We start from the raw sequence: 13,185 nt of genomic DNA, 5'->3' as shown, positions 1-13,185 counted from the left end.
CGGTCGGTGCGGGGCCGAGCGTCGTTCGTCAGTCCTTGATCTCGCAGATCGCCGCACCGGCGGCAACCGTCGCACCGACCTCGGCGGTCAGACCTGTGACGGTGCCCGCCTTGTGCGCGTTCAGCGGCTGCTCCATCTTCATCGCCTCCAGGACGACGACCAGGTCGCCTTCCGCGACCGTCGCGCCCTCCTCGACGGCGATCTTCACGATCGTGCCCTGCATCGGCGAGGTCAGCGAGTCCCCGGACGCGGCCGACTTGCCGCCGCCCCCGGACCGCTTGGCCGGCTTCTTCTTCGCGCCGGCACCACCACCGGCAGCCGCCGCGGAAGCACCCAGCCCGGCCGGCAGCACGACCTCGAGCCGCTTCCCGCCGACCTCGACGGTGACCTTCTCCCGCTCACCACCCTCGGCGGTCTCGGCGGCCCCGTCGTACGGCGGGATCTGGTTGTCGAACTCGGTCTCGATCCAGCGGGTGTGCACCGTGAAGCCGTCGTCGCCGACGAAGGCCGGGTCGCTGACCACCGTCGCGTGGAACGGGATCACCGTCGGCATCCCCTCGACCACGAACTCCTTCAGCGCGCGCCGCGACCGCTCCAGCGCCTGGGTCCGGTCGCGCCCGGTGACGATCAGCTTGGCCACCAGCGAGTCGAACGACCCCGGCACGGTCTCGCCCTGGTCGTAGCCACCGTCGAGCCGCACGCCCGGTCCGGACGGCGCGTGCCAGCGGGTCAGCGTGCCCGGCGCGGGCAGGAACCCGCGGCCGGCGTCCTCGGCGTTGATCCGGAACTCGATCGAGTGCCCGGACACCTCCGGGTCGTCGTACCCGAGTTCCTCGCCGTCGGCGATCCGGAACATCTCGCGGACCAGGTCGAGGCCGGTGACCTCTTCGGAGACCGGGTGCTCGACCTGCAGCCGGGTGTTCACCTCGAGGAACGAGATCAGCCCGTCCTGGCCGACCAGGAACTCGCACGTCCCGGCGCCGACGTAGCCGGCCTCGCGCAGGATCGCCTTGGACGAGGTGTAGAGCGTGTCCAGCTGCTCCTGCGACAGGAACGGCGCGGGTGCCTCCTCGACCAGCTTCTGGTACCGGCGCTGCAGCGAGCAGTCCCGCGTGGACACCACGACAACGTTGCCATGGGCATCGGCCAGGCACTGGGTCTCGACGTGCCGCGGCTTGTCCAGGTAGCGCTCGACGAAGCACTCGCCGCGGCCGAAGGCGCTGATCGCCTCGCGGGTCGCGGACTCGAACAGCTCCGGGACCTCCTCCAGCGTCCGGGCCACCTTCATCCCGCGCCCACCACCGCCGTACGCCGCCTTGATGGCGATCGGCAGGCCGTACTCCTGTGCGAAGGCGACCACCTCGTCGGCGTTCGCAACCGGGTCCGGCGTGCCGGGGACCTGCGGGGCGCCGACCTTCTCGGCGATGTGCCGGGCCTTGACCTTGTCGCCGAGGGAGTCGATCGCGGACGGCGGCGGGCCGATCCAGATCAGCCCGGCGTCGATCACCGCCTGCGCGAACTCGGCGTTCTCGGCCAGGAAGCCGTAGCCCGGGTGCACGGCGTCGGCGCCGGAGCGGACCGCGACGTCCAGGATCTTGGCGATGTTCAGGTAGGAGTCGGCCGGCGTGGCGCCGTCCAGCGAGTACGCCTCGTCGGCGAGCCGGACGAACAACGCGTCCCGGTCGGGCTCGGCGTAGACGGCGACGCTGCCCAGCCCGGCGTCGGCGGCGGCGCGCACGACCCGGACGGCGATCTCGCCGCGGTTGGCGACGAGGACCTTGGTGATCTTGCGGCTGTTCGGCACAGCTCAGCTCCCTTCGGCGTCGCCTGAGTGTAGGACGAAGTTACTGGCCAGGAGACGAGTTGTAACCGACACCACGGTGCCGGCCCGGTCGATTCGCCGGGCCGGCCCAAAGAGTGTCTACGGGCTGGTCGCGCCGTCCAACTGGTGGATACCGTCAGCGCGGCGTCGGCGGCGTGGTCGGTCCGTCGATCCACCGGTACGTCGAGGACAAGTGGGTCGACCAGACGTCGAGCAGGTCGGTCAGGCGCGGATCGGCCGCGATCGCGAGCAGCTGGTCGCCGTCGATCGGTGCGGAGGTCCCGGACAGATCGGCGAAGATCGCCAGCCGCAGGCCCAGCCCGTGATGGTCCAGGGTCAACACCGCGTTCCGGCCCCCGGCGGGCTCGACGACGACCACGCCGTTGTGCACCGTCTGCTGCTGCCGCTCACTCGGCCTGCGGACCATCGCGAGCCCGCCGGACGCGAGCGGCTTGACCTGGCACTCGTCGTTGTCGGGCTCGACCCGGACGGTGCCCTTGTCCAGCGGGACCTGCGGCGCGCACGTCGTACCGGGTCCGGGGAAGTCGGCCATCGGTTCGGACAGCTCGAAGGTGATCGGGAACGTCGCGCCGCCGGCCCGGACCGACATGTTGCCCCGGTCGGCCACGGGACCGACCTCGACGGCGCCGAACCCCTCCGGCAACACCGCGGTCAGCGTCTGTGCGGCGTACCCGAGGAACTCGTCGTAGCCGAGTACGGCGGGGATCGGCCGCAGAGTGGTCACCGGCGCGACCGGGGGCTCGGACTGGAGCCGAGGCGTGACGGTGACCGCCGCCGCGACCACCGCCAGCGTGGACAGCACAGCCCCCGCACCCACCAGCGCCCGGTACCGCCGGACCGCCCGGGGCCCTTCGGCCAGCACGGCCGGAACCACGTCCGGCATCGGCGGTCTGCTCGATGCTGAGGTCCTCCCAGTACCGCAGGACGACGACAGCACGGGCCCGGCACAGCTTCAGCAGCTTCGCCTGGACCAGGTCCTGGGCGATGTCGCGATCGCCGGCGAAAAGGTAGGCCTGCTGGAACAGGCGCTGCTGCCGTGCGGCGGCGTACTGCGTGAACTCCTCGTCGCGTCGCATCGACGGTCTCCTCTCGTCACACCCTGAGAAGAGAGCCGCCGCCCGGAAAAGGTTGAGGCCGGCCGGCGGAGGCCCGCACCGGGTTCGTGGCCGATCGGCTGCTCATTGGGCGCGTGACCGCCGTACGATCACCGGTGACCACGCTGTCACCCGATCGTGAGGAGTGCGGATGTCCCTGCTCGAACCGCTGGCCGGAACCGTTCCCGCTGTCTGGGAGAAGCTCGACGATCGGTGGAACGGACCGCTGGGTGACAAACACCTCGAGCGGCTGTGGACCGGCGGCCGCTGGCTGGAGGGCCCGGTCTACTCCCCCGCCGGCCGGTACGTGCTGTTCAGCGACATCCCGAACAACCGGATTCTGCGCTGGGACGAGACGTCGTACCAGGTCTCGGCGTACCGAGAGCCGGCCGGCAACACCAACGGCCACACCCGCGACACCGAGGGCCGGCTGGTCAGCTGCGAGCACGGCAACCGCCGGGTCACCCGGACCGAGCACGACGGGTCGATCCGGGTCCTTGCCGACGGCTACGAAGGCAAGCGGCTGAACAGCCCGAACGACGTGGTGGTGCGGCCGGACGGCTCGGTCTGGTTCACCGACCCGGCGTACGGGATCGACAGCGACTACGAGGGCCACCGCGGCGAGATCGAGACCGAGGGCTGCCACGTCTACCGGATCGCCCCGGACGGCACGATCAGCCGGGTCGCCGACGACTTCAACCGCCCGAACGGGCTGGTCTTCTCCCTCGACGGCTCGCAGCTGTACGTGACCGACACCGAGGAAGCCCACATCCGCCGCTTCGACGTCACGAACGACGGTACGGCGCTGTCCGGCGGCGAGGTCTTCGCCGAGTGCGGCAGCGGCGCCTTCGACGGCATCCGGCTGGACTCGGCCGGCCGGATCTGGGGCGCGGCCGGCGACGGCGTGCACGTCTACGACCCCGACGCCACCCTGCTCGGCAAGCTGCTCGTCCCCGAGGTCGTGTCCAACCTGTGCTTCGGCGGCGCCAAGCGCAACCGCCTGTTCCTGACCGCCACGACGTCCCTGTACTCGCTGTACCTGAACACCAACGGCGGCCCTGAGGCGTACGACGCCCGCTGACTGGCCTGTCCCACGAAAGCGACGCGGCGGATCACCAGGTGATTCTCAGGGTTTGGTTGTAGGTTCCCTGCAGCGTTGGCTCGATCGAGGCGAGGAGTGCGATGTCCAAGAAGACCCACGAGCAGCAGCTCGCGGCGCGGAAGGCGCAGCGGCAGGCGGAGCGCGCGGCCGAGCGGGCCAGGCAGCGGCGGATGGTGGGCGTCACCATCGCGGCGATCGTGTCCGTGGTGGTGGTGATCGTCGGCGCCGTGCTGATTGCGGCGAACACCAGTGGAAAGGACACCCCGACCGCGGGTGACACCCCCTCGACGGAACCGACGTCGGCGCCGTCGGAGGCCGGACCGGACAACAAGCCGAAGTCGATCCCGACCGCGCTCGCGGCACCGCTGAAGCGGCCGTCCGCGCTGCCGGCCGAGGTGGACTGCAGCTACACCAAGGCCGAGGGGGCCGCCAAGAAGGTGAACCCGCCGGCCAATGGCAAGGTCAAGACCGGCGGCACGACCGACGTCACGCTGAAGACCAGCGTCGGCGATCTCGGGCTGACCCTGGACAGCGCGCTTGCGCCCTGCACGGTGAAGAGCTTCGTCAACCTGGTCGACCAGAAGTACTTCGACAACACGATCTGCCACCGGCTCACCGTCGGCGAGGGCCTGCAGGTGCTGCAGTGCGGCGACCCGAGCGCCAGCGGCAGCGGCGGCCCGGGCTACAGCTTCAAGGACGAGGTCTTCCCCGAGCTCAAGTACGGCCGCGGCACGCTCGCGATGGCCAACTCCGGCCCGAACACCAACGGCAGCCAGTTCTTCATCGTCTACGGCGACGGCTCCGGCCTCGACCCGGCCTACACCGCTTTCGGCACCGTCGACGCGGCCGGCCTCAAGGCCATCGACAAGGTCGCCAACGCCGGCGTGATCCCGAGCAGCCCAGACAGCCCCACGGACGGCAGACCGGCCACCGAGGTCCGGATCACCGCCGCGACGACGGCCTCCAAGAACTGATCCAGCGCTACCCTGAGTGTTCCGCCCATGACCGAACGGAATGGGAGCGAACTCATGCGGTACCTCCGAACTGTCGTCATCGCCGGCGTCGCGCTGTCCCTCCTCGGCGCGACTCCGGCGGCAGCCGTCCACACAGATCAGGTCACCACCTCGCCGGTGGCGTCCACGGGGCCCGCTGAACCAGGGCTTTTCGTCACCAACGGCGACCGGGTGCACATCTCCAGCTCGCCACCGGCCGCGGTCTCGGCGCACGGCTGGTGGGTCAAAGGCACCACGAAGGCGACCCGCGCGAAGGTCGAGATCTGGATCGAGGCGTGGAACGGTTCACGGTGGCGGGTCGTCGCCCATGGCACCAAAACCGTCTACTCCGGCGGCGGTAGCGCCAATCGCGCCGCCGCTCGGATGGTGTGTGCGGCAGGGCCGGTCGTCGGCAACTCCACCTATCGATCACGGATCGACGTGGACCTGATCGGGTACGCCGACTCCAACGAGCAGGCGATCACCGCTTCGGTCGCGATCAAGTGCCTGCCGATCACCACGGCCGCTTGACCGTGGGCGGGGAGTTCGGCTTCGCGGCGTACGGACAACTGCGGCTGCATCCGTGGACCGCGGCGGCGTACGCCTCGGGTGCTGATCGTGACCTGTTCATCCTGGTGGCGAACCAGGCGGCCGCGTTGGGGATGTCCGCTTTCGACGGACGGACTGACGGGTTGCAATGGCATCCGACCGACGTGGCCGATGGCTGGACCGGAGAGCTCCCGCCAGGACTGATCTTCCGTTGTGGATTCCAGGCCGACGTCGACCTGCCGTTGCAGTCGGCCGGTCTGGTGCTGCAGCAAGCTACGGATCGGGTCGGGACACTCGAGCTCGAGCGGCTCGAGGTGCGGGTAGGCGTGAAGGCGGCCGACCCGCTGCGGTTCGTCGACGGACGGGAGTGGTTCGAGTTCAGTGACCCGTCCGGTGCGCTGCCTGCCCGGGTCTCCCTGTCGTGTGCGGGCGACGACCTGGTCAGCAAGGTCGAGCCGTGGCTTGGCCGAACTGTGGGGTTCGGCCAAGCCACGGAGGACGGCTGGGAGGTCACCTTGCGGTCGACCTCACTCGACTACCTGGCGTGGGTTTGCGGGGTCCTGGCCTGGGCCTGCGCGGACGACGAAGTGCTGGTCCGGTTCGGCTTCGGCCAGGACACCCAGGCTCAGGCCAGTTCGTCGTAGCGGCTGCGGGGCCAGGCGAGCAAAGAGTCGATCTGGACCATGCCGGCCTGTTCGAGCAGCTGGACCGGGCCTTCGGCGAAGTGGAACAGGCCGGTGGCCGGATCACGGACCTCCTGCCAGGCCCGGGCCGAGTAGGCCTTCATCACCTTGGTGTAGCGCGGGTCGTGCGACACCGAGTCCAGGATCAGCAGGTTCTTGAACCAGATCGCGTTGAACCGGGTCGGCTGCTTCCAGAGCCGGTCCTCGCTGCCGTAGAAGGCCAGGGACGCGTTCGCCAGCGCCTTCGCCTCGGTCAGGTAGCGCTGCTGGCCGGTTGCCTTGTACAACAACGTTCCAGCGCCCAGCATCACGCCCTGGTTGTAGCTCCACTGGGTCTTCTCGATGTTGCCGGCCAGGTCGATGTGGTCCCAGTACAGGCCGTTCGGCGCCAGCATGCAGTCGCGGGTCCACTCGTACATCCGCTGCGCCCAGGTCAGGTACGACCGGTCCTTGGTGAGCAGGTACAGGTGCGCGCCGAGCTCCGCGCCCGGGCCGTTCGAGACCGTGTTGCGGTCCTGGCTCCACGGCGCCTGGGTCCAGAACACGCCACCCGCGCACGGGTGTGACGGGTCGGTGTCCCAGCCGTGCACGACCAGCGCGAAGATCTCCTTCGCCCGCGCCAGCGACGAGCGGTCACCAGTCCGCTGGTAGTGCTGGATCAGGTGCAGCCCGATCCACTCGTTGTCGTCGTAGAACTTGTCGCCACCCTGGCCGAGCGGCGGCCGCAGGTAGGAGTCGTAGCCCTTCGGCGTCGTGGTGGTGTTCCAGTACGGCTCGTACCCGTCGAGCCGGCGCTCCGCCTCGGCGGCCGCCTTCCGGCCCGCGCCGGGGATGCCCGCGAGATTCTCCGCCGCGACGGCGGCCTGCGAGTACGGCCAGATGTAGGAGTACGGGTTCTGCTGCTCGTTCGGGTACTCCTCCAGCAGCAGCCCGGGCCCGGCACCGAAGTACTTGTTCAGCGCGTCGTACGACGCGTTCGCGCGCGCCGCCGCCCCGCCGGGCTGGGCACCGGCCGGCTCGTCGGCCGGCGCCGCGTCGGCACCGGGCACGTGCAGGGTGCCGAGCATCGCCACGGTGAGCAGCCCACCCGCGACCCTGGTTGATATACCAATTCTTCTGCGCATCGAGATGCTCCTCCTGAGGCGGCAGCGGTTGACATCGATGTCACGTTGTAACCGGCGCAGGGAGGCAGCGTCAATGGCTCAGCGAAGATCAATCAGTTGGTATATCAAGTGTGTCGACGCCGGCGAACGTGAACCACGCCGACTTCAGATGCAGGTTGGCCCGCACCTGATCGCCGGTGAAGGCGCGGGTGCCGGCGGCCCCGGTCGCGACCACTCGCGTCACCCGGCCGCCGCCCGGGCCGAGCCCGGTCCGTCGGCTGATCGAGATGCGCTTCAGCTTCCCGACACCGAAGGCCTTCTGCAGCTGCGAGCTGGTCCGCTTCGTCGTCCAGCTGACATTCGGGTTCTTGTTGCCCGGGTAGGCGTCCCAGCTGTCCAGCTTGGCCACCTGGTAGGCCACCTTGCCCGCCGTGGTCGCGCCGCCGTTCGAGGACGAGAACTCCGCGATGATCGGCGTGTTCCGGTAGAGCCGGACCTGCCCGGCGGTCGCCGCGATCGCCGCGTTGGTCGACGCCTTCTCCGACGAGTAGCCGCCGTACACCTGGCAGGCGATCGTGTCGCACAGGTCGTAGGCGCGCTTGGTGGACCGCTTGCGGTGGTACGCCGCATAGGTGCGCGCGGCAACTGCCTGGGCCTGCAGAGCGGCCGGTCGCCAGCTGATGATCGCCTCCCGCGGGACCACCCCGCGCAGGTACGTCTCCAGCGACAGCGCGTTGATCGTGTCCAGGTGCGCGCCGCCCACGTCGACCGCGCGCAGCACTCCCCGGTACTTGGCCTGCGAACCGCTCGGCATGATCAGCGCGATCACCGCCGGCCCTTCGAACTGGGCCATCCCGCTCAGCGTCCGCCACCGCGTCCAGACCCGCGACTTGCTGTCGAACGAGCGGACCTGTGTGCCGTGTTCGCCGTGCGGATCGATCGACCACTGGTTCCGGTTTGATGCCACCGGCAACGGATAGACCTTGTTCGTCTTCAGGTCCCGCAGTTTCAGCCCGGTGGCCGCAACCACGCGGACCCCGTCGGTCGTGTCGCCGGTGAGCCGGATCCGGATCGAGCCGGTCGCCTGGCCGGCGGCCGTGCCCGGGTAGTAGAAGTCGAGAATCTGCTTCACGTTCTTGCCGGCCAGCGCCGCGCCCTGAGCGCCGTACTGGGACATTCCGCGGCCGTGGCCGAAGCCGCGGCCGGTGATCGTGTGGGTCGCCTCCTGCTCGGGCGGATCGACGTCCCGGGCGACCGCCAGGCCGCTCGGCAAGGACGCCGCCACCAGGGCGAGGACGAGGGCCTGCCGCCCGATGCCGCGCCTCACGAGACGTACACCTGCTGGGTCCGGATGCTGACGGTCAACGTCCCGTGCTGGAAGCGCTGCTGCAGGCCGCCGTTCACCTTGTAGGTGCCGGAGGTCGGCAGGCCGAGCCGGGACGCCTCCGCGCCGAGTGCGCCGTACTTGCGGGAGATCAGTCCGTACACCGGGTGCATCCCGGTCGCCGGCGACCAGTAGAGCGCGCCGTTGCGGAACGGCTGGAGCCGGCTGCCGCTGACCCGGCCGTTGCGCTGCTCACCGGTCGGCAACCCGAGAAAGCCGTCCGGGCCGATCGTCCGGTACCGCGCCTTGAACCCGCCACGCACCGACCACGCGCCGGTCCGCGCCGACCAGTAGATGTCGAGGGCACCGAAGTACGTCGCCCGGCCGGTCCTGGTCGGATGCTCGCCCCAGAAGGGCTGCCCGACCTTCCGGTACCCGCCGTGCTGCTGCGCGCGCCGGTAGATCTCGGTCGACACGCTCTTGCCCATCAGCGTGTTGACCCGTTGCTTCAGCCAACCGAGCCGGGAGTACAGGTTCTGCCCCGGACACGCGGTCGGTTTGGTGTCGCGGTGCCCGGAGACCGTGCCCAGTTTGCTGCCGTCCAGGATCACCGTGGCCAGCGGGGAGCGGTAGTTCGCGTCCAGCTTCCAGGCGACGATCCGGGCCGTCATCTCCATCATCTGCGCGCTCGGCGCGACCTTGTCGAAGTTGCCGATCAGCGAGACGCCGAAGGAGTTCGCGTTGAACGAGCCGGTGTGCGCGCCGAGCACCGGCAGCTGCATCCCGCCGTACCGGCCCTCCCAGGCGCGGCCGAACTTGTCGACCAGGAAGTTGTAGCCCAGGTCGCACCAGCCGCGGCTCTTCACGTGGTACGTGTACATCCCGCGGATCATCGCCGGGACCTGCGCGCGGGTGTAGTCGTTGCGGTCCGCGGTGTGGTGCACGAACGCCGCCTGCACGGTGCTGGTGAACTTGGGCTTCGCGCACGCGGCGCCGTTGTGCGACCGCAGCCGCTCGTCCGCGCCCCAGCCCGGCCGGCCGACGATCCGCGGCATCGGGTACGGCGCGCGGCTCGACTCCGGCGTGATCGCCGGGTCCTGCGGCGTGCTCGGCGGGTTCTCGTCGGTGGACCGGACGCCCGGCTGGATCAGCACCACTCTCGCGTCCGGCACCGCCGTCCCGTCGGTGGTGACCACCGAGGCCTCGACGCCGTCCGCCGTACCGACCCAGATCGGCTCGGTCCCGGACCGCGGCTTGCCCTCGGCGCCGTCCGGGCCGTGGTCGTCCTGGATCGTCAGCCGCTGCCACGCCGCCCAGGTGCCGTCGCGCCGGACCCGGATCTTCGCCACGACGCCGGCCGAGCTCGCCCGGTACGGCCAGGTCACGCCGACCATGCCGAACGGCTCGGTCCGCGCCGAGGCGCTCGCGACCTTCGTGCCCGGGGCCGGGGTGAGCGGCAGCTCGCGGTACGACGGCTCGACGGCGTACGGGGACGCCGGAACGGCCTCGGCGGGCGCCGGGTCGTTCCAGGGGACCTGCACCAGCGGGACGAACAGGGCCAGCCCGGTCACCGCGGTCAGGGTCAGTCGCAAGGTGGTACGCATGGGGGACAGCCTCCGCACATCCGCTCGCTGATGAGGCAGCTGTGACCTATTGTGCGCACAAAGTGACCGGATCCCGGGGATTGCCGTCACCCTGCGTGGCGCGTTCGGCTGTCGGCTCAGCCTAATTGGACGTCTTCGGTAGGCTCGACTCAAAGCCCGTCGAGGAAGGCACGTCATGGAACTGATCCTGCTGATCGCGGTGGTCGTGATCGCAGTACTGGCATACCGCTCCTACCGCCGGACCCAGTTGCAGACCAAGAAGCAGCAGGAGCTCACCGCTGCCGAGGTCGAGTCGGTGAAGCGGACCGCCGACGAGGACATCACCAAGTTCGGCGAGGAGCTGCAGGACCTCGACCTGGACATGGTCGGCAAGGATCTCGGCGACGGTGCCCGCCAGGACTACCAGCGCGCGCTGGACTCCTACGAGTCCGCCAAGCAGGCGGTCGCCCAGGTCACCGAGGCCGACCAGATCAAGCACGTCATCGAGATCCTCGAGGACGGCCGGTACGCGATGGCCTGCGTGCGCGCCCGGGTGAACGGCGAGCCGCTGCCGCAGCGCCGCCCGTCGTGCTTCTTCAACCCCCAGCACGGCCCGTCGGTCGAGGACGTCACTTGGGCGCCGCCCGGTGGCGCGCCGCGTGAGGTCCCGGCCTGCGCCGCGGACGCCGAGCGGGTCCGCGCCGGCGCCGACCCGGACATCCGCAAGGTCATGGTCGGCCCGCAGCGCGTGCCGTACTGGCAGGCCGGACCGGCGTACGCGCCGTACGCGCAGGGCATGTTCGGAGCGCTCGGTGGCGTGATGACCGGTATGTTCATCGGCACGATGCTCGGCGGCATGTTCGCCGGCGGCGGCTACGGCGACTACGCCGGGGGCTACGAAGGCGGCGGCGAGGGCGGCGGCGAAGGCGGCGGCGAGGGTGGCGACGGCGGCGGCTTCGACTTCAGCGAAGACTCCGGCGGCGACATGGGCGGCGGCGACTCCGGCGGCTGGGGCGACTTCGGCGGGGACTTCGGCGACTTCTGACCCCACGCAGACCACGAACGGCCCTCTGGGATTTCCCGGAGGGCCGTTCGCCTGTCCGGGCCCCGCGGGTCGGTGCGGCCGGAGCGGGGTGCGCCGCCGAACGTTAGTTGCTGATGGCATCTTCGCGGTGCGGCGGCCGATGGCGGGTTTGGATGAGAGCCTTCTCAGAATTCGTTCACGGGAGACTCATGCTGGCCCGGCAGTGTTCTGGGTATGGCGGAACACGACGCGTTGGAGCTGCTGACCGGGACGACGGCGGGAGAGATTCTCGGCGCCGCGGTCGAGGCCGCGGGTGGGCAGCTCGTCGACTGGCGGTCGACCGAGGTGGCTCATGGCAACGGCGTTGCCACTGTCGCGTATCGGACCACGATCGCCTGGGCTGACGGGGTTGCCGACGAGGTGCTCGGTGCGACCGTCGGCGGGCCGCTGCCGGGTGGGGTGACGGTGGTGGGTGGTCCTGCTGCGGGCGCCGAGGTCGGTGTCTGGCGGGCCGCGCACGATCCTTCGCTGCTTGGGCTGCGGACCGCGCTGAATCCTGCGGCGGTCGCGGGGATCTTCTCGCGGTGCGGGCTCGGCGACGGGCCGGTGTCGGTGAAGCTGCGGGCGTACCGGCCGTTGCGGCGGGCGGTGGTCGAGGCTTCGGGGCCGCTCGGGCGGTTGTTCCTCAAGGCGGTGCCTCCTGAGCAAGGGCGAGCGCTGCACGAGCGGCACCGGTTGCTGACGGGCGCCGGCGTACCGGCTCCGCGGAGTCTGGGGTGGACCGACGACGGGCTCGTGGTGCTGGAGGCGCTGGGCGGGCGGACGTTGCGGTCGGCGCTGCGATCGGGGCCGGTGGCAACTGATCCTGCGGGCTTGGTCGAGCTGTTGGAGCGGCTGCCGGCTGAGCTGCTGGAGGCGCCTCGGCGTACGACATGGCTCGAGCGGACGGCGTATTACGCGCGCTCGGTCGGCAACGTCGTACCGGAACTCGCCGGCTGGTCGTCGGAGTTGGCCGCGTCGATTGTTGCTGAGAGCACCATTGGTCCGATTGTCCCGGTGCACGGGGATTTCTACGAGGCGCAGGTGCACGTCGACCGGTCCGGCGACATCGTCGGGCTGCTGGACGTCGACACCGCCGGTCCCGGTGACCGGCTGGACGATCTGGCCTGTCTGGTCGGGCATCTCAGCGTGCTCGCGCAGGTCCTGCCGCCGAATGCCGACGCCATCGACAGGCTGGCCGAACGTTGCCTGTCCACCTTCGACCGGCAGGCCGATCCGACTCAGCTACGGCTGCGGATCGCGTCGGTCGTCCTCGCACTCGCCACCGGCCCGCACCGCGTGCAGGACGCCGGCTGGCAGCAAGCCACCCGGGACCGAGTCGCGCTGGCCGAGCGCTGGTACGACGCCGCCCACCGGGTTCACCGGAGCTCCGCGCTCCCCCTTCGAGAAAGGAACCACCATGTCAGCCAAGCGTAAGTGGGCCGTCGCCGGAACCATCGCCGCCGTCTCGGGCATCGGCCTCGGCACCGCCGCGTACGCCGCGCCCGCCGACCTCAACGACCCGGCCCCGGCGCAGCCGACCACCACCACGCCGAGCCCGGGCGCCTCCGCCCAGCCGACCACCGGCGCGACCCAGTCCGCCGACACGCCCGGCGAAACCGCCAGCACGAACACCCCCGGCGACCCGGCGTCCGCCAACACGCCCCGCGACACCACGTCCGCGAACACGCCCGGGGACAGCGACTCGGCCAACACCACCACGGCGAACACCCCGAACGACGCCAACACCCCGGGCACGGCCGACTCGGCCAACACCCCGAACGACACGAACTCGGCGAACACCCCGGGCGACGCGAACACCGCGAACTCCCCCAGCTGACCCAACTCC

12 protein-coding genes are annotated in these 13,185 nt (G+C 70.4%); 7 read left to right on the top strand and 5 right to left on the bottom strand.

The genetic code is table 11. From position 1 onward, the window contains the following. Positions 1-28: 28 nt before the first annotated feature. Entirely contained in the window at positions 29-1,804 is a 1,776-nt protein-coding gene (locus tag BWI15_RS00910) for an acetyl/propionyl/methylcrotonyl-CoA carboxylase subunit alpha (protein WP_083750491.1), read from the bottom strand. Positions 1,805-1,958: 154 nt separating this feature from the next. Beyond that, positions 1,959-2,726 carry a hypothetical protein gene (locus BWI15_RS00905; protein WP_077012315.1) on the bottom strand — a complete coding sequence of 256 codons (768 nt, stop codon included), beginning with the start codon at positions 2,724-2,726 and terminating at the stop codon, positions 1,959-1,961. 362 nt (positions 2,727-3,088) lie between these two features. Between BWI15_RS00905 and BWI15_RS00900 the strand changes: the two genes are divergently transcribed. The 4 genes from BWI15_RS00900 (at position 3,089) to BWI15_RS00885 (ending at position 6,224) form a co-directional block, all read left to right on the top strand. Then, positions 3,089-4,018 carry an SMP-30/gluconolactonase/LRE family protein gene (locus BWI15_RS00900; protein WP_193432124.1) on the top strand — a complete coding sequence of 310 codons (930 nt, stop codon included), beginning with the start codon at positions 3,089-3,091 and terminating at the stop codon, positions 4,016-4,018. 101 nt (positions 4,019-4,119) lie between these two features. Beyond that, positions 4,120-5,013, top strand: coding sequence for a peptidylprolyl isomerase (locus BWI15_RS00895; RefSeq protein ID WP_077012314.1), 894 nt, complete (start codon positions 4,120-4,122; stop codon positions 5,011-5,013). A gap of 54 nt (positions 5,014-5,067) precedes the next feature. Further along, positions 5,068-5,562, top strand: coding sequence for a hypothetical protein (locus BWI15_RS00890; RefSeq protein ID WP_202817536.1), 495 nt, complete (start codon positions 5,068-5,070; stop codon positions 5,560-5,562). Beyond that, on the top strand, positions 5,559-6,224 hold the full coding sequence (locus BWI15_RS00885; protein ID WP_143465355.1) for a hypothetical protein: 666 nt from the start codon (positions 5,559-5,561) through the stop codon (positions 6,222-6,224). Before BWI15_RS00890 ends, BWI15_RS00885 begins: the two co-directional genes overlap by 4 nt. On the opposite strand, the gene BWI15_RS00880 is transcribed toward BWI15_RS00885, so the two are convergent. From BWI15_RS00880 to BWI15_RS00870, 3 genes are all read right to left on the bottom strand, one after another. Then, positions 6,206-7,387, bottom strand: a complete 1,182-nt coding sequence (locus BWI15_RS00880) for a glycoside hydrolase family 76 protein (protein WP_077012312.1) — start codon at positions 7,385-7,387, stop codon at positions 6,206-6,208. The genes BWI15_RS00885 and BWI15_RS00880 overlap by 19 nt on opposite strands. 88 nt (positions 7,388-7,475) lie before the next feature. Beyond that, positions 7,476-8,693: a SpoIID/LytB domain-containing protein gene (locus BWI15_RS00875; RefSeq protein ID WP_237771072.1), complete on the bottom strand. Its 1,218-nt coding sequence runs from the start codon at positions 8,691-8,693 to the stop codon at positions 7,476-7,478. Continuing rightward, entirely contained in the window at positions 8,690-10,294 is a 1,605-nt protein-coding gene (locus tag BWI15_RS00870) for an N-acetylmuramoyl-L-alanine amidase (RefSeq protein ID WP_077012311.1), read from the bottom strand. Before BWI15_RS00870 ends, BWI15_RS00875 begins: the two co-directional genes overlap by 4 nt. Before the next feature lie 175 nt (positions 10,295-10,469). On the opposite strand from BWI15_RS00870, the gene BWI15_RS00865 reads away from it, so the two are divergent. The 3 genes from BWI15_RS00865 (at position 10,470) to BWI15_RS00855 (ending at position 13,176) form a co-directional block, all read left to right on the top strand. Then, positions 10,470-11,318, top strand: coding sequence for a hypothetical protein (locus BWI15_RS00865; protein ID WP_077012310.1), 849 nt, complete (start codon positions 10,470-10,472; stop codon positions 11,316-11,318). Between the two features lie 213 nt (positions 11,319-11,531). Further along, positions 11,532-12,773 carry an aminoglycoside phosphotransferase family protein gene (locus BWI15_RS00860; RefSeq protein ID WP_077012309.1) on the top strand — a complete coding sequence of 414 codons (1,242 nt, stop codon included), beginning with the start codon at positions 11,532-11,534 and terminating at the stop codon, positions 12,771-12,773. Next, complete coding sequence (locus tag BWI15_RS00855; RefSeq protein WP_077012308.1) at positions 12,757-13,176, top strand: hypothetical protein; 420 nt, start codon at positions 12,757-12,759, stop codon at positions 13,174-13,176. The genes BWI15_RS00860 and BWI15_RS00855 overlap by 17 nt, the downstream gene beginning before the upstream one ends. Positions 13,177-13,185 lie beyond the last annotated feature (9 nt).

This window comes from Kribbella sp. ALI-6-A (assembly GCF_001984195.1).
GTDB lineage: Bacteria > Actinomycetota > Actinomycetes > Propionibacteriales > Kribbellaceae > Kribbella.
Note: the sequence above shows the minus strand (reverse complement) of the source record. Positions and strands in the feature narration are given on the sequence as shown.